Source organism: Pseudonocardia autotrophica (assembly GCF_003945385.1).
Lineage (GTDB): Bacteria > Actinomycetota > Actinomycetes > Mycobacteriales > Pseudonocardiaceae > Pseudonocardia > Pseudonocardia autotrophica.
Map to the genome: position 1 here is coordinate 4,378,862 of NZ_AP018920.1, position 21,817 is coordinate 4,400,678.

A 21,817-nucleotide genomic window follows, 5' to 3' on the forward strand; every position below is an offset into this window, starting at 1 on the left:
TCCTGCCCGACCACCGATCAGCCGAAGGCACCCGCCAACAGGAAGATCGGCAGCACCGCGGCGAACCCGACCACCGACTGGATGGTCTGCTGCACCGTCCAGGTCTTCAGCGTGGTGGCGACGTCGAGCCCCATCAGCCGTCCGACCAGCCAGAAGCCGGAGTCGTTGACGTGCCCGGCGAACACCGAGCCGGCGGCGGTGGCCAGCACGATGCAGGCGACCTCGACGGAGTTGAAGCCGCCGGCGATGACCGCGGGTGCCACCAGCCCGGCCGAGGTGACCAGTGCCACCGTCGCCGAGCCCTGCGCCACCCGCAGCACGACCGCGATCACGTAGGCGGCGACGATCACCGGCAGCCCGACCGCGTCCAGCGCGTCGGCCAGCGCGTCACCGATCCCGGACGCCCGCAGCACACCGCCGAACATCCCACCGGCACCGGTGATCAGCACGACCGACGAGATCGGCCCGAGCGAGGACTCGAGCAGCTTCTCCAGCGCGTTCTTGTCGGTGCCGCGGCGGCTGCCGAGTACGACCATCGCGACGAACACGCCGATCAGCAGCGCGATGCCGGACGAGCCGAGGATGCTCAGGAACTGCACCCAGCCCGCGTCGGCGTCGACCACGCCGACCTGGGCGAGCGCGTCCAGCCCGGTGTTGCCGAGGATCAGCAGGATCGGCAGCGCGAGCAGCATGACCACGGTGCCCAGCCGCGGCGGGTCGGCGGGCTGGTCGTCGTCGACGGTGCCGAACAACGCAGGGACCGGGTGCACGATCCGGCGGCCGATCCAGGTGCCCCACAGGTAACCCGCGAGCCACCAGATCGGCAGCACCACGATCATGCCGACCAGCAGCACCAGGCCCAGGTTCGCGTCGAACTGGTCGGTGGCGGCCACCGGGCCGGGGTGCGGCGGCAGGAACACGTGCATGACCGAGAACGCGGCCGCGGCCGGGATGCCGTAGAGCAGCACGTTGCGGCCGCCGTCGACCCGCCGGGCGACCGCGAAGATGATCGGCAGCATCAGCACGAGGCCGGCGTCGAAGAAGATCGGGAATCCGATCAGCAGCGACGCCAGGCTCAGCCCGAGCACCGCGCGCTTCTCGCCGAAGCGCTCGACCAGCGACTCGGCCAGCACCTTCGCGCCACCGGAGTGCTCGATGAGCTTGCCGAGCATCGCGCCGAGCGCGATCAGCAGCGCCACCGCACCGAGCGTGCTGCCCAGGCCGTCGGTCAGGACGTCCACGACCTCGCCCAGCGGGACGCCGGTGGCCAGCGCGGTGAGCAGCGAGACCAGGATCAGGGTGAGGAACGCGTGGACCCGGAACCGGATGATCAGAACCAGGATCAGCGCGATCGCCGCCGCAGCTATGCCGAGCAGCGGCCCCGCGCCCAGCGTCTGCTCCCATTCGTCCACATGTGCCCCCTTCGCCCGATCATTCGCGGGTCAGTGTGCACCCGCGCGATCGCACCGGGAACGGCCGGATCACCCTCAGTGCTGCGCGACCGGTGCCGGGGCGTGCAGCGACGGGCCGACGTCCGGAACGACCAGCGGGGTTCCGGTCACCGGATCCGGCAGCACCCGGGCGCGCAGTCCGAACACCTCGGCGAGCAGCTCCTCGGTGATCACCTCGGCCGGGGTGCCGGTGGCGACGATCCGGCCGTCCTTCATCGCGATCAGCCGGTCGGCGTAGCGGGCCGCCAGGTTGAGGTCGTGCAGCACCATGACCACCGTGCGGCCCGCCTCGGACTGCAACCTGCGGACCAGCTCCAGGACGTCGACCTGGTGCGCCAGGTCGAGGAAGGTGGTCGGCTCGTCGAGCAGCAGCAGGTCCGTCTCCTGGGCGAGCGCCATCGAGATCCAGGCCCGCTGCCGCTGGCCGCCGGACAGCTCGTCCACCGGACGGTCGGCGAGGTCCGACAGCCCGGTCCAGGCCAGCGAGTCCGCGACGGCGCGCTCGTCGTCACCGGACCACTGGCGGTACCAGGCCTGGTGCGGGTGCCGGCCACGCGCCACCAGGTCGCCGACCGTCAGGCCCTCCGGCGCCAGCGGCGACTGCGGCAGCACGCCGAGCACCCGGGCGACCTCCTTCGTGGGCGTCCGGTCGATCCGCCTGCCGTCCAGCAGCACCTGGCCGGACCGGGTCGGCAGCAGCCGGCCCAGCGCGCGCAGCACGGTGGACTTGCCGCAGCCGTTCGGGCCGATCACGGTCGTGACCCGGCCGGGCAGCACGTCGAGATCGAGGTTCTCGACGATCGTGCGGTCGCCGTAGCCGAGTTCGACGCCCTCGGCCCGCAGCCGGACGATGTCGGGGTCCACCGGGTCGCCCCCGGTGGTGGTCCGAGCCTCGAGATGCGCGGTCATGCACGGGCCTCCTGACGGGAGCGGGCGAGCAGGTAGAGCAGGTAGGGGGCGCCGAGGACGGCGGTGATGATGCCGACCGGCAGCTCGATCGAGCCGAGCGCGGTGCGTGCGATCAGGTCGGCGAGCACGGTGAGCGCGGCGCCGAGCATCATCGACGCCGCGATCGGCGGGCTCCCGACCCGGCAGATCCGCCGGGCGATCTGCGGGCAGACCAGCGCGACGAACGCGATCGGCCCGGCGGCGGCCGTCGCCACCGACGCGAGGCCGACCGAGACGAGCAGCAGTCCGGTGCGCGCGCCGTTGACCCGGATGCCCAGGCCGCGGGCGGTGTCGTCGTCGAACCGCAGGCCGCCGAGCAGGTGCGCGAGGATCAGCGCCGCCGGGACGAGCACCGCCATCGCGATCGACAGCGGCACCACCTCGTTCCAGCTGCGGGCGTTCAGGCTGCCGTTGAGCCACACCTGGGCCTGGGCCGCCTGGTAGATCTGGGCGACGGTGAGCAGCCACTGCACCGCCGCGACCAGCACCGCCTGGATCCCGATCCCGATCAGCACCAGCCGGAAGCCCTGGATGCCGCGCCGCCAGGCCAGTACGTAGACGACCAGCGAGCTGACCAGGCCACCGACCAGCGCGGCCAGCGGGATGCCGAGCGCCGCGAACGACCCGCCGACGCCCACCGCGCCGCCGCCCAGCACGATCACGAAGACCGCGGCCGCGCTGGCGCCCCACTGCACGCCGATGATGTCCGGGCTGGCCAGCGGGTTGCGGGCGATCGACTGCAGGATCGCGCCGGACACCGCGAGCGCGCCGCCGACCAACGCGCCGACCAGCGTCCGCGGCAGCCGCAGCTCCAGCACGACCAGCTGCTGGCCGGCGTCGCCGCCGCCGAACAGGGTGGCCAGCACGTCGGTGATCGCGATCGGGTAGTCGCCCCGGCCCATGTTGGCGGCCGCCGCGAGCAGCAGCACCACCGCGCAGATCAGCAGCACGACGAGCGGGCGCATCCGCAGCACGCCGGAGAACCGGCCGTAGCGGATCGGGCGCCGCCCGGGCACCGCGGGCGGTGCGGGAGGGGCCTCGGTCGTGGCGCTCATACCGCCCCCAGCTTCCGGCGGCGCACCAGCGCGATGAAGAACGGCCCGCCGATCAGCGCGACGACGATGCCCACCTGCAGCTCACCGGGCCGGGCGACCACCCGGCCGACGACGTCGGCGAGCAGCAGCAGCACCGCGCCGGCCAGCGCCGAGGCGGGCAGCAGCCAGCGGTGGTCGGGGCCGGTGAAGGCGCGCACCACGTGCGGCACGATCAGGCCGAGGAACACGATCGGCCCGCAGGCCGCGGTGGCGGCGCCGGCGAGCAGGGTGATCGCGATGACGCCGACGATCCGGGTCCGGCGCACCGAGTGCCCCAGTGAGGTGGCGACGTCGTCGCCCAGCGACAGCGCGTTCAGGGCGGGTGCGCTGGCCAGCGCCAGGATCGCGCCGGCCACGATGAACCACACCACCTGGCCGCCGACGGCCGCGTCCCGGCCGGCGAGCGAGCCGACGCTCCAAAACCGGTAGGCGTCCAGGCTGGTCTCGTCGAGGAGCACGATCGACGACGTCAGGGCGCTGAGCAGGAAGGTCACCGCCGCACCGGAGAGGGCCAGCGTCACCGGGGTGGCGCCGCCCGGCGCCCTGGTGCCGATCACGAACACCACCACGCTGGCGACCAGCGCACCGGCGAAGGCGAACCAGACGTAGCCGAACAGTGAGGTGACGCCGAAGACGTAGATCCCGACCACCACGAAGAACGCGGCGCCGGCGTTCACGCCGAGCAGCCCGGGATCACCGAGCGGGTTGCGGGTGAAGCCCTGTACCAGCGCGCCGGCCAGCCCGAGCGCGACGCCGACCAGCACCCCGAGCACGGTCCGCGGGATCCGCAGTGCGCGCACCACCACGTCGTTCTCGGTGCCGGTGGGTGCGACCAGCGCGGACAGCACCTCGTTCGGCGGGATGACCTTGGTGCCGATCGCGATGCTGGCCAGCACGGCGAGCAGCACCGCCGTGGTGAGGCCGGCGAGGCCGATCAGCCGTCTGCGCCGCAACGAGCGCTTCGGTGGCGCCGGGGGCCCCGTCGGACGGGGTCGGACGCGGATCGCGTTCACCTTGCTGCGGTCTCCCTGCGCATCGTTTGCGGAGCGCACCCGTCTGGCGCGGCTCCGCTCACCATAAGTGAGGCTGACCTATGACTGAACACCTGTGGGGGTACGTCGCGCTCACGATCCGGACGCCCGGCATGCTCCGGACGTGCAGCGACACCGGAACGCCCAGCGGGTCACCGCGATCATGGTCACGTCGCTGGACGGCGCGGTCGCCGCGGGCGGTCGCGGCTCGCAGGGCCTCAGCACCCCGGCCGACCGCGAGCTGTTCCGGTCCCTGCGCCGGGCCGCCGACGTCGTGCTGGTCGGCGCGGGCACCGCGCGGGACGAGGACTACCGCGGGGTGCGTCCGCGCCCGGTCGGGCCGGACGGGGCTGCTCCCGGCCCGCCTCCGCCGGTCGCCGTCGTCACCGGGTCGGCGGACCTCGATCCGGCGGCGCCGCTGTTCACCGACACGATCACGGCGCCGCTGGTGCTCACCACCGCGGCTGCACCGGAGTCGCGGCGGGCCGCGCTCGCGGCCGCCGGTGCCGAGATCGTGCCGCTGCCCGATCTCGATCCCGGCACGCTGCTGGCCGAGCTGGCCCGGCGCGGGCTGAACGAGGTGCTGTGCGAGGGCGGCCCGACCCTGCTCGGAGCGCTGGTCGCCGCGGACGCCGTCGACGAGCTGCGGCTCACCCTGGTCCCGGTGCTGGCCGCCGGCACGGCCGGGCGGATCGCGAGTGGCCCGGACGCCGCGCCGCTGCGCCGGATGCGGCTCGTCGGGCACACCGCCGCACCCGACGGGACCCTCCTGTTGCACTACCGGAGGGCTTCATATCCGCCGAACGAGTGAAGTCCCGTGAGGGCTGCCGTGCGTTGGGCATCACACGAGGGACCGCAGGACGAGCCGGCGGCACGGGATCGCTCCCGGCCGCCGCGAGAGGAGCAGGACGATGACCTCCAGCAGCCCCGCCACGACCTCCGGTGCGAGCCCGGCCGCGATCGGCGACGCGACCACCCAGGGGAAGACCTCGATCGCCGCGTCGGTGGTGCAGAAGATCGCCGGCATCGCCGCCCGCGAGGTCGCGGGCGTGCACTCGATGGGCAGCGGCGCGTCCCGCGCGTTCGGTGCGCTGCGCGAGCGGATCCCCGGTGGCAGCGCCACCGGTGCCTCGAATGTCGCCGGTGTCGCCGTCGAGGTCGGGGAGAAGCAGGCGGCGGTCGATCTCGACCTCGTCGTCGAGTACGGCGTCGCCATCGCCGAGCTGTCGAAGGCCGTGCGCCGCAACGTGATCGGCGCCGTCGAGCGGATGACCGGACTCCAGGTCATCGAGGTCAACATCTCGGTGAACGACATCCACCTCGCCGGTGAGGACGACGACGCCCCCGCGGCCGACCGCGCGCCCGCCCCGACCGGCCGCGTCGTGGAGTGACGACGGTGCCCGAGTCCCCCGACTCCCCCGCCGCGGTGGTCACCGGCAGCCCCGGTGCCGCCGCGGTCGCCGCGGAGCGCGCCCGCGACCCGGAACCGGGTGTGCTGGCCGAGCTGGTCGCCGAGGCGGTCACCGCGCATCCCGCGGTCGTCCGGCTGGACGGCGGGATGTTCGGTGCCGTCGCCACCTGGCTGTCGGGCAGCCGGCTGATCGGGGTGCACGTCGGAGGGCCGGGCGAGCCGGTGGAGATCGGAGTGGTGCTGAACCTCGACCACCCGATCCCGGATACCGTCGCAGCCCTGCGCCGGTCCGTCGCACCGCTCGTCGGCGCGACACCGGTCGACGTCATCGTGTCCGACGTCGTCGTACCGGGGGTCGCCCTCCCGGGCCACACGGTGTTCGGCGCTCCATGACGCACAGCACGGAGGTTCGGATGGACGCTCGGGACGGCCGGGCCGGGCTCACGCCCGAGCAGCGCGCGGCGTACCGGTCGTTCGTCCGCACCCACCATCCGGACCGGGGCGGTGACCCGGAGGTCTTCCGGGCCGGCCTGGCCCGGTACCGGGCGCTGGCCGCGGGGCACGCCCCGGGAGCGGGCAGCTCCGCACCGCACGACGACCGGCGCTACGACGCACCGATCGAGATCGTCCCGGACATGCCGCTCCCGACCCGGGTGCTGGTGGCGCTGATCCGCACCGTGCGCCGCCGTACGCACCCCCGGGTCGACCGGCCCGGCCGCTCCGGTACCAGCGAGCCCTGATCCCTCGGCACCGGCGCCGGTCACACGGCGCGGGTGCCCGTCTCGGAGGAAACGACATGAACGCCACCCAGACCGGCCTGCTGGCGGGTCTCCTGCTCGGCGTCGCCGGCGCCACCGGCGGATTCCTCGCCTTCGTCATCACCCTCGTGCTGGGTGTCATCGGCCTGCTGGCCGGACGCGTGCTCGACGGCGAGCTCGACGTCAGCGGCGTGCTCGGCCGCGGCCGCGACCGGTGACCGCGCTACCCGAGCCGGCCGACCGCGGCTCGCTCGACATCGACCCGGCGGTCCTGAAGAAGATCGTCGAGTACGCCGCCGACACCGCACCGGCGACCCGGCACCGCGCGCGCACCGTGGCCGGCCTCGGGGTGGGTGAGTCCCGGCCGAGTGCCCGGGTCAGCACCCGCTCCGACGACGAGATCGACGTCCGGCTGTGGGTGACGCTGGTCTATCCCGGCCCGGTGCGGGCCGCCGTCGCGGAGGTACGCGAGCGCGTCGCCGCCGATCTGCGCCGGATGACCGGACGCCGGTTGCGCGGGTTCACCGTCGAGGTGAGCGCCCTGCAGTCCGACCGGGCGACCGAACCCGAGACCACCCGGGTGCACTGACCCGGATCTCCCGACCCAGAAAGGCAGGTGGCACACCGTGCGTGTCCTGCTCCGCGTGCTCGCGCCGCTGCTCAGCCTGGCGGTGGCCGGGCTCGGTGCGCTGCTCGTCATCGAGGTCGTGGCTGCCTGGGTGAACCCCGGAAGCGGCTCCGGCCTGCTGCTGCCATGGCGGGACTGGCGCAGCACCGCCGAGAACACCCTCTGGACCGCTCAGCCGGTGCTGTGGGGCGCCGTCGCCGCGATCGTCGCGGGCGTGTTGCTGCTGGTGATCGGGCTGCTGGCGCGGCGGCACGACGTCGCGCTCGACTCCCCGTCGCCGGGCCTGACCGTCGCGACCGCGCCGCGGGTGCTCGCCCGCCTGGTCGGCAGCCGGGTCCGCGCGCTGGACCCGGTCACCGCCGCATCGGTCACCGCGTCGGCCGGCTCGGTCGTCGTCCGGGCCCGCGGGCGCGGGGACACCGGCGAGGTCCGCGACGAGGCCCGCACCGCCGCGTCCGGCGTGCTCGACGCGCTGCCGCTCACCCGGCGTCCCCGGCTCACCGTGCGGGCCACCGCCGAACTGCCGGGCTCGCACCGCTCGTCCCAGGGAGTGCACTGATGACCGCCGACACCACCCCGACCGCACCGGTCGACACCGGCGGTCCGCAGCCCTCGGACGGCGGCCGCACGATCTCCCCGGCAGATCCCCGGCGGGCGGCCAGGGCGGCCCGCCGCGCGCAGTACCGCTCCGCGGGCGGCGCGCGCTGGGGGCTGACCGTGCTCGGTGTCGTGCTGCTGGCCGCCGGGGTACTCACGGTGCTGCTGGTGACGGGCGTGTTCGGCGAGAACCGGCCGCAGCGCCCGCTGCTCGACCCGATGATCAGCGACTTCCTGATCGCGAACGGGACGGCGGCCCGGGTGACCGCGATCGTCGCCGGGATCGTGCTGTTCGTGTTCGGGCTGCTCTGGGCGGCCCGCGGGCTGCGCCCGGAGTCGCGGCCCGATCTGGTGCTGGACGCCGGATCGGGGTCGGAGATCCGGATCGACGCCGCGGCCGCAGCGGACGCGCTCGCCGAGGGTGCGAGCGCACTGCCCGGCGTCACCCGCGCCCGCGCCCGGATGGTCGGCCGGGCCTCGGCGCCCGCGGTACGGGCCACCGTGTGGGTTGAGGAGGACGTCGCCGACAGCGGCGTCGCCGAGATCTGCCGCCGGCTCGACAGCGAGGTGCTCCCCGAGGTGCGCGACTCGCTCGGCTACCCGGATCTGCCGGTCGCGGTCCGGCTGGAGCTGGACTCCGGCCCCCGGGAGCGGGGCCCGCGGGTCGCTTGAGACACCCGGTCGCCCGGCGTGATCCGGCTCATAGCGGACGGGTCCGCCGGGCGCCGTACGGTCGGCGGCATGGGTGCTCTGCTGGACGGCAAGAAGGCTCTGGTCACCGGCGCGGGCAGCGGGATCGGCGCCGCCGTCGCCCGCCGGCTGGTCGCCGACGGTGCGGCGGTGTACGCGGTGGACCGCGATCCGGACCGGGTCGCCGCGCTGGCCGCCGACAGCCCGCTGATCACGCCGCTGACCTGCGACCTGTCCGATCTCGACGCGGTCGATGAGCTGCCGGCCGATGTCGACGTGCTGGTCAACAACGCCGGTCGTCAGCACGTGTCACGGCTCGAGGAGTTCGATCCGGAGATCTTCTCGGCGATCCTGCGGCTGATGCTCGAGGCGCCGTTCCGGCTGATCCGCCGGTCGCTGCCGCACATGTACGCCCGTGGCTGGGGCCGGGTCGTCAACATCTCCAGCGCGCACGGGTTGCGGGCCTCGCCCTTCAAGTCCGCCTACGTGTCGGCCAAGCACGGCCTGGAGGGGCTGTCGAAGGTGACCGCGCTGGAGGGCGCCGAGCACGGCGTGACCAGCAACTGCATCAACCCGGCCTACGTGCGCACCCCGCTGGTCGAGGCGCAGATCGCCGACCAGGCGCGCACGCACGGCATCTCGCCGGACGAGGTGGTCGAGAAGATCATGCTCACCCCGGTGGCCGTGAAGCGGCTGATCGAGCCCGCCGAGACCGCCGAGCTGGCCGCGGTGCTGTGGGGACCGGCCTCGCCGTCGATCACCGGCAGCTCGCTCGCCCAGGACGGCGGCTGGACCGCCCGCTGATCCGCCGGTCTCACCCGGTTCTCACCGGGCCACCGGCACACTGACCCACCGGCGGGACGACGAGCGGGGGATCACGGTGCGGCAGCGGTGCGGACGCACCCCCGTCGGGGTGTCGTTGATGCTGCTGGTCATGGCGCTGTGCGGTGCGCTGCTCGCCGGCTGCGCGGTCGGGCCGTCCCAGCGCCCGCCGGTGGCCGTGCGCGGCGAGCTGCTGCCCGCCGCTCCCCCGCCGGCGGCGTCCGAACCGGCCGCCGATCCCGACGCCCTGCCCGGGATCGAGCCGGTCGGTGGCGGCCCGGCCTTCACCGACTGCACCGCCGACGTGCTGGCCGGGCTCGCCGCGGCCGGGACACCGGTCCCGGCCGCGCGGGCGCTCACGGTCGGCTGCGGGCAGCTCACCGTGCCCGCCGACCGAAGCCGGCCCGATCTGGGCCCCGCCCGGCTCGGCCTGACCCGGGTGAGCGCACCGGACGCGCCCGCCGACCTGCCCGCACTCGTCGTCCTCGGCGACACCGGAACGGACGGGTCCGCGCGGGCCGCGGCGGCACTCGCCGGCCGGATGCCCGCCGAGATGCTGCAGACCTACCAGGTGGTCGGCATGGACCGGCGCGGTGCGGGCGAGGACCTGCTGGACTGCGCCCCCACCGACGCCCGCGCGGCGCTGCTCGACGCCGCACCGGACCGCTGGGACACCCCGGCCATGTCGGCGCTGCTGGAGCACTCCCGGTCGATCGTGCAGGACTGCTACCTGCTGCTGTCCGGCACCCTGACCAGCTACCGGGCCACCTCCACCGCCGACGATCTCGAGTCGCTGCGCAGCGCGCTCGGACCGGCCCGGCTGAACCTGGTCGGCATCGGCGACGGGGCGGACGCGGCCGCGGGCTGGGTGACCCGGCACCCGGGCGCCGTCGGCCGGGTCGTGCTGGACGGTCCGGGCGATCCCACCCTGGACGACCCGGCCGCCACCGAGGCCGCCACCGCGGCCGCCGAGTCCGCGTTCGACGCCTTCGCCACCGCCTGCGCAGCGGGCCCGGACTGCCCGCTCGGAGCCGACCCGCGGGCCACCGTGACGGCGCTGCTCGACCGATTGGGCCGAACGGCGCTGCCGGTCGGCGACGGCGACGCGGTCACCGCGGGGGCCACCGTCCGCGCCGTCCGGTCGGTGCTGGCCCAGCCCGCGCGCTGGCCGGAGCTGCAGGCGGCGCTGGCCGCGGCCGACGGCGGCGACCCCGCGGGCCTGGTCCGGATGCTGGTCCCGATCGGTGGGCCGCAGGGCCGGTTCGACGCGGCGCTGGCCACCCGGTGCAACGACAGCCGGGTCCGGGTCACCCCCGGCGAGGCGGCCGAGCTGGCCGGGGACTGGGTGGAGCGCTTCCCGCTGTTCGGTACGGCGGCGGCCCAGCAGCTGGTGTCGTGCGGGCCGTGGCCCTCCGGTGGCCCGGTGCCGCCGTCCGCGCCGCAGGGTGACGCACCGCCGCCGGTGCTGGTGCTGGGTACCGCGCAGGATCCGCGGTCCGCGCAGAGCGGCGCCGACCGCACCGCCGAGCAGCTCGGCGACGGGCGGGTGGTCCGCTGGCAGGGTGCCGGGACCGGCGCCTACGGACACACGCCGTGCGTGACCGAGGTGGTCGATCGGGCACTCGTCGAGGGCCGGGCACCGGCCGAACCGGTGGTCTGCCCGCCGTAACGGCTTGCTCCCGTCGGTGCACGCGCAGTCACCACGTCCTGCGACGAAACCGACACCGAAGGTCACGATTCCGTATCCGGCAGTTTCCGGCGAGGTTGCGTTTCACGCCTCCGCTTGCCGCTCGACCTGCGGGAACAGTTCAGGGAAACGGTTTCCCAAACGGACACCACGACGTCACGGAACGGACCGTTCGTCTTACCTCGGCCACGCTCGTCCGGCTAGGCTCCGCTCGGCGACAGGGTCACCACAGGTCGCACCGACGTCGGGGGGCGAGCGGCCGGGAGCCGTCACGTCATTCGGGAGGGTGTAACGCCGGTGGCACCAGTTGCCGAGTGGCGCAGAAGGACCGATCAGCCTGAGCCGCTCGGCGGGCACGGGATCCGGGCGGAAGGAGCACGGTGGATTTCTTCACCTATGTCGCGACACAGCTGAGCCAGTTGACGTTCTACGCCCAGCAGCACTTTCTGCTGGTCGGCATTGCGGTCGGAATCGCCGCCCTGATCGCGCTCGCGGCCGGGACGCTGCTGCACACGAACCGCCTCACCCCGGACACCTGGAGCAAGCCGGTGCGGATGGGCGGCCGGGAGGGGCTGCTGATCGCCAGCTCGGCCGCGCTCACCATCCCGTCGCTGGCGCTGTTCGGCATGCTGCAGCCGATCCTCGGCCTGGGCGCCACCCCGTCGCTGGTCGCGCTGACCCTCTATGCGACCTACCCGATCCTGCGCAACGTGGTCGCCGGCCTCTCCTCGGTCGACGACGCGGTGCTCGAATCCGCCCGCGGCATGGGGATGGGCCCGGTCCGCCGGATGCTGACCATCCAGCTCCCGCTGGCCTGGCCGGTGATCCTCTCCGGGATCCGGGTCGCGGTGCTGATCATCATCGGTATCGCGGTCGTCGCGGGCGCCATCAACGGCCCGGGCTTCGGCTCGTCGTTGCTCCTGGGGCTGCAGCGCCTCGGATCGGTCAACTCGTTCAACCAGGTCCTGGCAGCCACGCTCGGCTGCCTCGTCGTGGCTGCCGTCTACGAGATCGTGTTCTGGCTCGTGCAGCGTTTCACCACCCCGAGGGGGATCCGTGTCTGATTCCGGCAAAACCATGATCGCCCTCGAAGGCATCAGCAAGACCTACCCGAAGGCCACCGCGCCGGCCGTCCAGGAGCTCAACCTGGAGGTGCCGGAGGGCACCATCTCGATGTTCATCGGGCCGTCCGGCTGCGGCAAGACGACCACGCTCAAGATGATGAACCGGCTGATCGAACCCAGCACCGGCCGCATCGTGCTCGACGGCGACGACGTCACGCAGGTCAACGCCGACGAGCTGCGCCGCCGGATCGGCTACGTCATCCAGCAGGTCGGACTGTTCCCGCACTTCACGATCGGCGACAACATCGCCGTCGTGCCGCGCATCCTGGGCTGGGACAAGAACCGGATCACCGCGCGGGTCGACGAGCTGCTGCACCTGGTCGGCATGGAGCCCCGCGACTACCGGGACCGCTACCCGCGCCAGCTCTCCGGCGGCCAGCAGCAGCGGGTCGGCGTGGCCCGCGGGCTCGCCGCGGACCCGTCGGTGATGCTGATGGACGAACCGTTCGGCGCCATCGACCCGATCACCCGCGAGCGCATCCAGGACGAGTTCCTGGAGCTGCAGCAGCAGATCGCCAAGACGATCTGCTTCGTGACCCACGACCTCACCGAGGCGGTCAAGCTGGGCGACCGGATCGCCGTCTTCGGGCCCGGCGGGACGCTGCAGCAGTACGACACCCCGGACACGATCCTGACCCACCCGGCGAACGAGTTCGTCGCCGAGTTCGTCGGCTCCGGCGCCGCGGTACGGCGGCTCTCGCTGCTCGAACTGTCCCGGCTCGAGCTGCAGGCGGTCGGGCTGGACGGGGCGGCCGAGCGCAACGGCTCGCCGACCTACGAGGCGGACGCCGAGGGCCGCCCGGTCCGCTGGGCCTACCTCCCCGGCACCGCGGCGCTGCCGCAGCTGGTCACGGTCCCGCAGTCGGGCACCGTCTACGACGCCGTCGACATCATGCTCGACTCGCAGACCGAGCTGATCGGCGTCGTCGACGACCAGCAGAAGCTGCAGGGCGCGCTGTGGTGGCGCGACCTCGTCGAGGGCCTCAAGACCAAGGCGGGCGCATGAGTGCCCCGGCCCCCGAGGCGGCCACCGACGCCGCCGAGGTCGAGGACGCGCCTCGCCGGGTACGGCGCCGGTTCGACCGGACCCTGATCGCCAACCCGCTCATCGCGGTGATCGGCCTGGCGGTGGTCTTCGCCTACGCGATGTCCCAGGGACTCGACGACGTCGAGCGCTCGGTGATCAACCCGCAGGCGCTCGGGACCCGGCTCTGGGAGCACCTGGTACTCACCGGGCTCTCCACCCTGGTCGTCATCATCATCGCGATCCCGGCCGGGATCGCGATCAGCCGTCCGGCCGCCCGCCGGATCCAGCGGCCGGTGCTCGCCTTCACCGGGTTCATGCAGGCACTGCCCGCATTCGGCGTGATCGTGCTGCTCGCCTTCTCACCGCTCGGTCTCGGGCTGACGACGGCGGTCGTCGCGCTCGCCCTGGCAGCGCTGCTGCCGGTGCTGACCAACACCGTCGTCGGGCTGCAGCAGGTGGACCGGGCGCTGATCGAGGCGGCCCGCGGCATCGGGATGTCGGCCCGGCAGACCCTGTTCCGGGTCGAGCTGCCGCTGGCGACACCGGTCATGGTCGCCGGTGTCCGGGTCGCGCTGGTGCTGAACGTCGGCACCGCGGCACTGGCGACCTTCATCGGCGCGGGCGGTCTCGGTGAGCCGATCAAGGGAATGCTCGAGCTCGGCAGGCCGACCGGGACCCTGGTCGCCGCCGCCATCGTGGCCGCCCTCGCGCTGATCGTGGACTGGCTGGCAGGCCTGGCCGAGTACATGGTCGGTCGCTCCGCGGGCTGACCCGCCCCCGTACTCCCCCGACGTTCCATGACGCCGCACCGCAGGGCGTCGCACCGCACCGCCTTTTCCTGGAGGACACCTTGAGATTCGGACGACGTTCCCGGCGCATCGCGTGGACGGCCATCGCTGCCGTCACCGCGGTGACGCTCGCCGGCTGTGGCGGCCTCGACGCCAGCGGCCCCTCCGCCTCCGGTGGCACGCTCGCCGACGCGGGCAACCTCGAGGGCGTCGACTACATCGTCGGCGGCAAGAACTTCGACGAGCAGCTCGTGCTCTGCGAGATCACGGTGGCCGCCCTGGAGTCGGTCGGCGGCAACGTCACCCCGCGCTGCAACCTCGGTGGCACCGACGTCGCGCGGCAGGCACTGCTCGCGGGCGACATCAACATCTACTGGGACTACACCGGCACCGCGTGGGCGTCGTTCTTCCAGGAGACCGAGCGCATCCCGGACGACAACGAGCTCTACCGCCTCGTCGCCGAGCGCGACCTGCAGGAGAACCAGCTCGTCTGGCTCGACAAGGCCGACTTCAACAACACCTACGCCTTCGCCGTAAACGGCGACAAGGCGCGCGAGGAGAACCTCGCCACGATCACCGACATGGCCACCTACATCCGGGAGGGCAAGCCGGGCACGGTCTGTGTCGAGACCGAGTACAACTCGCGTGACGACGGACTGCGCGGCCTGCAGGAGACCTACGACTTCCAGGTCCCGGCGGACCGCCTGCAGGTGCTCGCCACCGGCGCGATCTACCAGGCCACCCAGAACGGCGACTGCACCTTCGGCCTGGTGTTCACCACCGACGGCCGGATCCCCGGTCTCGGTCTGACCGTGCTGGACGACGACAAGCGCTACCACGTCACCTACAACGCGGCGCCGATCGTCCGGAACGAGACCTACACCCAGAACGAGGCCATCCGCCAGGTCATGGCGCCGATCTCGACCGCTCTGGACTACGAGACCATGCTGCGCCTCAACGGCCAGGTCTCGTCCGAGGGGCGTGACGCCCGCGAGGTCGCACGCACCTGGTTGACCGAGGAGGGCTTCACCGGCTGACCGGTGTGACGTCTCCGGCCGCGGCCCCGTACACCCGTCCCACAGGCGGTGTGCGGGGCCGCGTCCCGTTCGCCCGGATTGCCCGTGCGCGCCGCAGGCAACCGGCGGCACGCACGGTGTTGCACGGCGGCGCGTTCCGTGATCGGCTACCGGCAACACACCTGCGACCTGGGGCGACAGCGCGTGAGGATGCATCCGGACCGAGTTCCCCGGCGGGCCGCGCTACTCGTCGCGATGCTGTCCGCCATCGCCCTGCTGGCGAGTGGCTGTGCCGGGCTGGCCGGAAGCGGGCCGCGCGCCTCGTCGGGCTCGCTCGCCGAATCGGTGGATCTGTCCGGCCAGACCTACGTGGTCGGCTCGAAGAACTTCGACGAGCAGATCCTGCTCTGCCAGATCTCCATCGCCGCCCTGGAGTCGGTCGGGGCGACGGTCACCGACCGCTGCAACGTCGGCGGTTCCGACGTGACCCGCCAGGCGCTGCTCTCCGGCGACATCTCGCTGTACTGGGAGTATACGGGCACGGCGTGGGCGTCGTTCCTGCAGGAGACCCGCAAGCTCCCCGACGACGAGGTGCTGCGCGAGCTGCGGGCCCGCGACGGCGCGGAGAACGGCGTGGTCTGGCTCGACCGGGCCGGTTTCGACAACACCTACGCCTTCGTCGTCGAGGGGACCACGGCCACCCGGCTGGGCCTGAACACGATCAGCGACATGGCCGGCTACGTGCGCTCCGGCCAACCCGGCACCGTCTGTGTGGAGACCGAGTACCACTCCCGGGCGGACGGTCTGCGCGGCCTGCAGCAGGCCTACGACGTCGAGGTTCCCCGGGAACGGACCTCCGTCCTGGAGCAGGGGCTGATCTTCCAGTCGACCGCCGACGGGGTGTGCCTGTTCGGCGAGGTGGCCGCCACCGACGGCCGCATCCCCGGCCTCGGGCTGGCCGTCCTGGAGGACGACCGCGGCTACCACATCACCTACAGCGCGGCCCCCACCATCCGGCAGGACGCGTTCGATCGCGCCCCGCAGATCGCCGAGGCGTTCGCGCCGATCTCAGCGGCGCTGGACCAGCGAACCGTCCAGGAGCTCAACGGCCAGGTCTCGGCCGAGGGCCGGGACGCCCGCGAGGTCGCCAGGACCTGGCTGGCCGATCGCGGCTTCATCGGCTGAGGGAGGAGCCCACGATGGCCCGCAGGCAGGTCGACGAGATCCGCGACGGCGTCGAGCTGACCAGCCTGGACGGTCCGGTGTTCGACGGCGCCGGCGTGACCAAGCGGGAGCTGCTCGACCATCTCGACGCGGTCGCGGACCGGCTGCTGCCCGCGCTCGCCGACCGGCCGCTGTCGGTGGTCCGGGCCCGGCCCGGCCAGCAACCCTTCATGCAGAAGAACCTCCCCCGCGGGGCGCCCGACTGGATCCCGACCATGCCGGTGTGGGCGGAGAGTTCGCAGCGCACCGTGCACTACCCGGTGTGCGCCGATCGGCGGACCCTGCTGTGGTTCGGCAACCAGCGGGCGATCGAGTTCCACCCGACCCTGCGCAGCGCCGGTGCGACCGCCGCCGACGAGCTGGTGATCGACCTCGATCCGCCGCCGGACGGTCCGTTCGCCGCGGTGGTCGCCGCCGCCCGGCTGGTCCGCCAGGCGTTGCGGGCCCTCGGGCTCGACGCCGTCGTCAAGACCAGCGGGGCGAAGGGACTGCACCTGGTCGTGCCGCTGTCGACCGCGCTCGGTGTCGACGACGCGTTCGCCGCGACCCGTGCCCTGTGTGCCCGCGCCGCGATGCTCGGGCCGGACGTCGCGACGACCGCCTTCATCCGGGACGACCGCGGCGGACGGGTGTTCCTGGACCCGACCCGGGCGGGCTGGGCGACCCTGGTCGCCGTCTACAGCCCCCGGGCGCGCCCCGGACTGCCGGTGTCGTTCCCGGTGCACTGGGACGACCTGGACGACCTCTCCCCCGCCGGGATCACCGTGCGCACCGTGGCCGGGTTGCTCGGCGACGACGACCTGTGGCGGGCGCTGCGCCCGGCGCCGGCGCCGGCGCCCGCGATCCTGCTCGAGGAGGGCCGCGCCATCCCGGTGCCCCGGGTGCAGGCCATGCACGAGGGCAAGCGTCGCAAGCGCGCCCGGGAACAGGGCTGATCCTCAGCCGTCCGGTTCGGTCGCTCGAGCCCGCCGGTAGATCCACCGGTCCGGGTCGTGGTGCGGGCCGATCAGGTCGTAGACCGCGGGCTCACCGCCGGGATCGGCCAGCTCCAGCGTCCGGGGCGGGCGACCCGAGGCCTCGGGATCGATGCGCACGAGTTCACCGGCGTGCGGGCCGTCGTCCAGGAACGCGTACACGGTCCGATTCTGCCACCGAGCATGCCGCTCGGGGGTCGTCAGTCGGCGGAACCCGTCCGGGTCACCGTGGTGATCGTGAGGGTCGGCACGGTCGTCGAGCCGCCCATCGTGTTGGTGTAGCTGTAGGGCTGGCCGACGACGACCTCGGCCCGGAACAGATCACCCTGGACCAGGTCCGCGACCGCCTCCCGCTCTCCGGTGAGCAACGTGTTCGTCTGGTAGTCGTACCACCGGCCCTGCCTGGTCCCGTCGACGTTGGCGCGGAAGGTGGTCAATCCCGTGCCGGAGTCGAACTGGGTGACGTGGCCGTGCACGACGATGCTGTCGCCGAGGTGGGAGTTCGGGTCCCGGGCGATCTTCTGCCAGTCCCGGGACGAGATCTCGCGGGCCGGTGCGGGCGGCGGAGCGACGGTCGTGGTCGGTGGCGGCGGCGTCCGGGTCGTCGTCCGCACCGGAGCAGGGGTGGCCGACGACCGGGTGTCCGCCGATGCGGTGGCCGTCCCACCGCCCCCGCCGGCCGACATCACCGCGACCACCACAGTGGTGACGACGACGGCGGTGACGGCACTGCTCACCACCATCCAGTGCCACACAGGACGGTCGCGCCGCGCTCCTTCCGGCCGGTGCACCGGCGACGCATCGTGCGGAGAATTCTCGGCGCCTTCCGGCGAGGACGGGGTGGGGTTCACGCAGGCATCTCCGGTATCGGCCCGATGTCGTTACGCCCGATCGGCGCGCCCCCATGTCCGGATCGTCAGAACTGATGAGGTTCGGCCGCACGACGCAACGGCGCCGGGTGCACTTCCGTCAACAAGGCGTGCCGAGCCGTCAGAGTCCGCCGATTCCGTCGTTCCCGCCCACACGGTCCCGGTCCGGGCAGCCGGCACCGCCGCGGCGCAGGCGGAGGCTCGCGACGGCGGCCCTGGTGCTCGCCGGATCCACCGCCCTGTTCGGGCTCCTCCTGGGATTCCGCCCGTTCACGGTGTCGCTGTGGTTGATCGCGGCCGTCGTCGCCCCCGTTGCGCTGCGCCGGGCACAGTCCGGGCGGAGCGCCGGTCAGGGCACGGCCGTCATGGCGCTGGTGCTGTGCGGAGTCGCCTTCCCCGCGATGATCGTCGGCTCGTCCAGCTGGTCGGTCACCTCCGGTGGTGCCGGCGCTCTCGTCGTCGCACCGCAGCCGCCCCGGGAGGTCGGGATCGCGGAGTGGAACGCGATCGTCCGCGAGCCCGACTCGCACGTCGGCGAACGACTCGTCGTGCACGGGACCGTGGTCCGGGCCGACGCGAACACCGGCACCGAACTCGTCCTGCTCTCGGCGGGGCCGGTCCCGGCGTCGTTCGACGATCCGACCACGCTCGCGCTGCGCGGGGACATCGTCGCGCTGCGCGGGGACGTCATCGCCCTGTCCGAAGGGGACACCGTGCACGCCGAGATCGAGATCAACGGGGCACTCGCCTACGACACGATGCTCGGCGAACTCTTGACGGTCGACGCCGATCTGCTGAAACTCCGCTGACGCCGGGCGGGCTCGGCCGGAGTGTCGGCCTGCGAGAGGTACTACGTGGTCAACCCCCGGTGGTCGCCGGGCGGGTGGCCGCGGCCCGGGCCCGCGCCGCGGCGACCACGAGCGCGGCGACGGCCGGGCTCACCGCCGCGACGAACGCGCTGGGCCAGGCCGAGAAGAGGTAGTTCACCGGCACCGGCCGCCCGGCCGCCAGCGAGAACAGCCCGAGCAACGCGAACGGCACGACGACCAGCAACCCGAGTCCGACGAGTGAGCCCGCCAGCCGCCACCGCGGGCCGCGGCGCCGCGCCGCGACCCAGACCGGCGCGCGGACCACGCCCCGGTCCGCGCCGACCACCGCCAGCAGCACGACCGCCAGCGGGACCAGGTCGGCCACGGTGCGCACGGTCGGGTCGTCCCCGGCGGAGATCGGGTCGTCCCCGGCGGAGATCGGGTCGGCGACGCTGCGCGGGTCCTTGCCGTGCAGGATCGCCGACACCCCGGTGGCGATCTCCCGGTAGAGCAGCGGCAGGCGGACCGGCGGGAAGGCCAGGTTGGTGTTGACCATGACGCTCACCGCCGTGCCCGTCTCCGGGGCGATGACGATGTCGGCGTGGTAGGTCGGCAGGTCGCCGCCGCCGTAGATGCGCAGCGGGAGGTCGGCGGTGGCCGGGTAGGTCATCCAACCCATGGCGTAGTTGTTGAGCGCCGGGTCGAGTGGTTGGCGCGCCTGATCGAGCGCTCCCGGCGGCAGCACGCCCCCCGCGTCACCCCCGCGGACGACCTCCAGCCAGCGCGCCATGTCGGTGGCCGTGGACACCACGTCGCCCGCGCCGACGACGAACAGCGGGGTCTCCGGCCAGGGGAACGGCAGGCCGAGCACCTGAGCGTGCCCCGGCGCCAGCCCGGGGAGGATGGCGGGATCGAACTGCGAAGCCAGCTCGACGGTGGTCGTCCCGGTCATGCCCAGCGGTTCGAAGATCCGGGTCCGCAGGTAGTCGTGGTAGGGGGTACCGGACACCAGCTCGACGATCCGCGCCAGCAGGGTGTAGTTGAGGTTGGCGTAGTCGAAGGCCTCGCCGGGCGGGGCGAACAGCGGCAGCTCACCCAGCCCGTCCACGGCGGCGGCCAGCATCGCGTCGCCGGTGGCTGCCCGTGGCCGGGCCGGACTGTTGATCTCGGAGAGGCCGCTGGACATCCGCAGCAGCATGTCCACGGTGATGTCGTCGAACCGCGGATCGGCCGAGCGCAGGTCGGGCAGGTAGTCGCGGACCGGCCGCTGCAGGTCCACCCGGTCCTCCTGGACCAGCTGGAGTACGGCGACGGCGGTGAAGGTCTTGCTCTCCGAACCGATGACGAACTTCGTGTCGGGTGTGATCCCCGACCCGAACTCGCGCACGTGCCGACTACCGTCCTGCACCACGGACAGCGCGACACCGGGTATCCGGTTCGCCGCGGCGAACTCGGCGACGAAGCGATCGACCTCGGCCAGCCGGTCGTCCTGATGCTGGGCCGGCGCGGCCCGCGCGGAGCCGGACGGGACCGGTCCGGCCAGCACGGCCAGCACAGCCACCGTCGTCAACACCGCCACGCGGGCGCCGAACCGGAGCCGGCCCACCGGACCGGCGACGTCCGGGGCCCGGCCGGTGTCGCTGTGCGCGCCGTCCACGGTCACCGCGTCCGCACCGCCCCCAACCACCACCTGGACAGCCTCCACCACGTCGCGCCCCGGTGGCAGCTTCGCCCACCCGCGGGCCCGCGGGTAGGTGTTGCGCATCAGCCGCACCTGCCGGCGCGGGATCTTCGCGGTGAACGTGGTCGACGCCGACCCGCTCGCGCGCTGCTCACACCGAACCGGCGCATGAGGCAGATCCGGTGGAGACCGAGCAGCCGGGCTACGGCATCCCGCCATCGCGGCGCCGGTCGTGCAGCTCCGTAACCTCCGGCACGTCGCGGAACGCGAACAGTGCGTCGTCCAGCTCCGTCGCGCGCCATACGTTCGAGGGCACCAGCACCCCGGCGTCGACCGCGAGCAGGCCGAGCCCTGCCGCCTCGTCCGGACGCCGATCGCGAGCCAGGATCAGGCCGAGATCCAGGCGCGCCGTGGCCAACCTGCGCGGCGGGCCACCCGCGGCGTAGGCGTCGACCACCGCGCGGGCGTGGCGTTCCCCCGCCGGGTCGCCGAGCCATGACAGCGCGGTCGCCGTGTAGCCGTCGAGCTTGCGACCGTCGAAGCTGACGTGGTGGTCGGCGGGCCGGTCGGCCGGTTGGTCGTCCAGGATCCGCTCGGCGTGGTCGAGGGCGGCGCGCACCGTCGCACCGTCGCCGAGACGGGCCGCGGCGCGGGCGCGTTGCGCGGTGAGCTGTACCGCGGCGCCCGATCCGGCCGGGGCCGCAGCCTGCCCGGCCCCGGCCAGGGTGGCGGCGCGGCGCTAGTCCTGATCGACCAGGGCGGCCCAGGTGTCGATCTCGATCGACCACGCCGCGATCTCGTCGTGCTCGGCCTCCCGGCCCAGCGTCGCCGCGGCCGTGCGGGCGCCGGCGGCCGACCGGCGGGCGCCGAGATCCACGTACAGGGTGGCCGCGAGCAGGGCGAGCCAGCCGCCCGCGACCATCAGGCAGCGGCGCTGCGCCGGCGTGGTCCGGCCGTCGAGCAGCGCGCCGACGTGCCGGGCCAGCACGCGCACGTCGGTCAGCAACTCCGCCGGAGGCGTGCGCGCATAGGCGCGGGCGTACTCGTCGGTGCTCGCCTCGACCACGCCCAGCACGTACCCGGTGACATCAGATCGTTCGGCGTGCGCGGCGAGAGCGGCCGGCCCGGCGACGTCGGCGAGTACCGGCGGCGAGTACCGGCCGTCATGCGGGGTCGCGGGGGCCACCT

At 73.5% G+C, this 21,817-nt stretch carries 26 protein-coding genes; 17 read left to right on the forward strand and 9 right to left on the reverse strand.

The annotated features are described in order from the left end of the window. Positions 1-17 precede the first annotated feature (17 nt). The 4 genes from Pdca_RS20470 to Pdca_RS20485 all read right to left on the reverse strand — a co-directional run bounded on the left by Pdca_RS20470 (position 18) and on the right by Pdca_RS20485 (position 4,446). Positions 18-1,412 carry a GntP family permease gene (locus Pdca_RS20470; RefSeq protein WP_085913080.1) on the reverse strand — a complete coding sequence of 465 codons (1,395 nt, stop codon included), beginning with the start codon at positions 1,410-1,412 and terminating at the stop codon, positions 18-20. A 75-nt stretch (positions 1,413-1,487) separates the two neighbouring features. Further along, positions 1,488-2,360 carry an ABC transporter ATP-binding protein gene (locus Pdca_RS20475; protein WP_085913079.1) on the reverse strand — a complete coding sequence of 291 codons (873 nt, stop codon included), beginning with the start codon at positions 2,358-2,360 and terminating at the stop codon, positions 1,488-1,490. After that, positions 2,357-3,454 (reverse strand): FecCD family ABC transporter permease, encoded by a 1,098-nt coding sequence (locus Pdca_RS20480; RefSeq protein ID WP_085913078.1) that lies wholly within the window; start codon positions 3,452-3,454, stop codon positions 2,357-2,359. Before Pdca_RS20480 ends, Pdca_RS20475 begins: the two co-directional genes overlap by 4 nt. After that, positions 3,451-4,446 carry a FecCD family ABC transporter permease gene (locus tag Pdca_RS20485; RefSeq protein WP_232021082.1) on the reverse strand — a complete coding sequence of 332 codons (996 nt, stop codon included), beginning with the start codon at positions 4,444-4,446 and terminating at the stop codon, positions 3,451-3,453. The genes Pdca_RS20480 and Pdca_RS20485 overlap by 4 nt, the downstream gene beginning before the upstream one ends. A gap of 202 nt (positions 4,447-4,648) precedes the next feature. On the opposite strand from Pdca_RS20485, the gene Pdca_RS20490 reads away from it, so the two are divergent. From Pdca_RS20490 to Pdca_RS20560, 16 genes are all read left to right on the forward strand, one after another. Beyond that, on the forward strand, positions 4,649-5,335 hold the full coding sequence (locus Pdca_RS20490) for a dihydrofolate reductase family protein (protein WP_232021083.1): 687 nt from the start codon (positions 4,649-4,651) through the stop codon (positions 5,333-5,335). A 100-nt stretch (positions 5,336-5,435) separates the two neighbouring features. After that, the gene (locus Pdca_RS20495; protein ID WP_085913076.1) at positions 5,436-5,915 is read left to right on the forward strand and encodes an Asp23/Gls24 family envelope stress response protein; all 480 of its coding nucleotides are present in this window, start codon (positions 5,436-5,438) and stop codon (positions 5,913-5,915) included. A gap of 5 nt (positions 5,916-5,920) precedes the next feature. Further along, entirely contained in the window at positions 5,921-6,328 is a 408-nt protein-coding gene (locus tag Pdca_RS20500) for a hypothetical protein (RefSeq protein ID WP_232021085.1), read from the forward strand. A 20-nt stretch (positions 6,329-6,348) separates the two neighbouring features. Then, on the forward strand, positions 6,349-6,675 hold the full coding sequence (locus Pdca_RS20505) for a hypothetical protein (RefSeq protein WP_085913075.1): 327 nt from the start codon (positions 6,349-6,351) through the stop codon (positions 6,673-6,675). 56 nt (positions 6,676-6,731) lie between these two features. Then, a complete protein-coding gene (locus Pdca_RS37045) occupies positions 6,732-6,911 on the forward strand; it encodes a hypothetical protein (RefSeq protein WP_232021088.1) in 180 nt (59 codons plus the stop codon). Next, positions 6,908-7,282 (forward strand): Asp23/Gls24 family envelope stress response protein, encoded by a 375-nt coding sequence (locus Pdca_RS20510; RefSeq protein WP_232021089.1) that lies wholly within the window; start codon positions 6,908-6,910, stop codon positions 7,280-7,282. The genes Pdca_RS37045 and Pdca_RS20510 overlap by 4 nt, the downstream gene beginning before the upstream one ends. A gap of 37 nt (positions 7,283-7,319) precedes the next feature. Then, on the forward strand, positions 7,320-7,880 hold the full coding sequence (locus Pdca_RS20515; protein ID WP_085913073.1) for a DUF6286 domain-containing protein: 561 nt from the start codon (positions 7,320-7,322) through the stop codon (positions 7,878-7,880). Next, a complete protein-coding gene (locus Pdca_RS20520) occupies positions 7,880-8,590 on the forward strand; it encodes an Asp23/Gls24 family envelope stress response protein (protein WP_085913072.1) in 711 nt (236 codons plus the stop codon). The genes Pdca_RS20515 and Pdca_RS20520 overlap by 1 nt, the downstream gene beginning before the upstream one ends. Positions 8,591-8,659: 69 nt before the next feature. Continuing rightward, positions 8,660-9,412 carry an SDR family NAD(P)-dependent oxidoreductase gene (locus tag Pdca_RS20525; protein WP_085913071.1) on the forward strand — a complete coding sequence of 251 codons (753 nt, stop codon included), beginning with the start codon at positions 8,660-8,662 and terminating at the stop codon, positions 9,410-9,412. Between the two features lie 118 nt (positions 9,413-9,530). Continuing rightward, the gene (locus Pdca_RS20530) at positions 9,531-11,099 is read left to right on the forward strand and encodes an alpha/beta hydrolase (protein ID WP_125911491.1); all 1,569 of its coding nucleotides are present in this window, start codon (positions 9,531-9,533) and stop codon (positions 11,097-11,099) included. A 398-nt stretch (positions 11,100-11,497) separates the two neighbouring features. Next, a complete protein-coding gene (locus Pdca_RS20535; RefSeq protein ID WP_085913069.1) occupies positions 11,498-12,181 on the forward strand; it encodes an ABC transporter permease in 684 nt (227 codons plus the stop codon). Between the two features lie 13 nt (positions 12,182-12,194). Then, the gene (locus Pdca_RS20540) at positions 12,195-13,247 is read left to right on the forward strand and encodes an ABC transporter ATP-binding protein (RefSeq protein WP_085913068.1); all 1,053 of its coding nucleotides are present in this window, start codon (positions 12,195-12,197) and stop codon (positions 13,245-13,247) included. Beyond that, the gene (locus tag Pdca_RS20545; RefSeq protein WP_085913067.1) at positions 13,244-14,038 is read left to right on the forward strand and encodes an ABC transporter permease; all 795 of its coding nucleotides are present in this window, start codon (positions 13,244-13,246) and stop codon (positions 14,036-14,038) included. Before Pdca_RS20540 ends, Pdca_RS20545 begins: the two co-directional genes overlap by 4 nt. Before the next feature lie 80 nt (positions 14,039-14,118). After that, complete coding sequence (locus Pdca_RS20550; RefSeq protein WP_232021090.1) at positions 14,119-15,093, forward strand: glycine betaine ABC transporter substrate-binding protein; 975 nt, start codon at positions 14,119-14,121, stop codon at positions 15,091-15,093. Positions 15,094-15,282: 189 nt separating this feature from the next. Beyond that, positions 15,283-16,257: a glycine betaine ABC transporter substrate-binding protein gene (locus tag Pdca_RS20555; protein WP_085913111.1), complete on the forward strand. Its 975-nt coding sequence runs from the start codon at positions 15,283-15,285 to the stop codon at positions 16,255-16,257. A gap of 14 nt (positions 16,258-16,271) precedes the next feature. Continuing rightward, complete coding sequence (locus Pdca_RS20560; RefSeq protein WP_085913066.1) at positions 16,272-17,231, forward strand: DNA polymerase domain-containing protein; 960 nt, start codon at positions 16,272-16,274, stop codon at positions 17,229-17,231. Positions 17,232-17,234: 3 nt separating this feature from the next. On the opposite strand, the gene Pdca_RS20565 is transcribed toward Pdca_RS20560, so the two are convergent. Both Pdca_RS20565 and Pdca_RS35685 read right to left on the reverse strand, forming a co-directional pair. Next, positions 17,235-17,432 (reverse strand): hypothetical protein, encoded by a 198-nt coding sequence (locus tag Pdca_RS20565; RefSeq protein ID WP_085913065.1) that lies wholly within the window; start codon positions 17,430-17,432, stop codon positions 17,235-17,237. 38 nt (positions 17,433-17,470) lie between these two features. Then, complete coding sequence (locus tag Pdca_RS35685; RefSeq protein WP_158092171.1) at positions 17,471-18,007, reverse strand: hypothetical protein; 537 nt, start codon at positions 18,005-18,007, stop codon at positions 17,471-17,473. A 350-nt stretch (positions 18,008-18,357) separates the two neighbouring features. On the opposite strand from Pdca_RS35685, the gene Pdca_RS20580 reads away from it, so the two are divergent. Next, positions 18,358-18,948, forward strand: coding sequence for a hypothetical protein (locus Pdca_RS20580; RefSeq protein WP_085913063.1), 591 nt, complete (start codon positions 18,358-18,360; stop codon positions 18,946-18,948). A 49-nt stretch (positions 18,949-18,997) separates the two neighbouring features. On the opposite strand, the gene Pdca_RS20585 is transcribed toward Pdca_RS20580, so the two are convergent. The 3 genes from Pdca_RS20585 to Pdca_RS20595 form a co-directional block, all read right to left on the reverse strand. Beyond that, on the reverse strand, positions 18,998-20,713 hold the full coding sequence (locus tag Pdca_RS20585; protein WP_158092170.1) for a serine hydrolase domain-containing protein: 1,716 nt from the start codon (positions 20,711-20,713) through the stop codon (positions 18,998-19,000). A gap of 118 nt (positions 20,714-20,831) precedes the next feature. Then, complete coding sequence (locus Pdca_RS20590; protein ID WP_085913061.1) at positions 20,832-21,248, reverse strand: hypothetical protein; 417 nt, start codon at positions 21,246-21,248, stop codon at positions 20,832-20,834. 120 nt (positions 21,249-21,368) lie between these two features. After that, a complete protein-coding gene (locus Pdca_RS20595; RefSeq protein WP_085913060.1) occupies positions 21,369-21,815 on the reverse strand; it encodes a hypothetical protein in 447 nt (148 codons plus the stop codon). Positions 21,816-21,817: the final 2 nt, after the last annotated feature.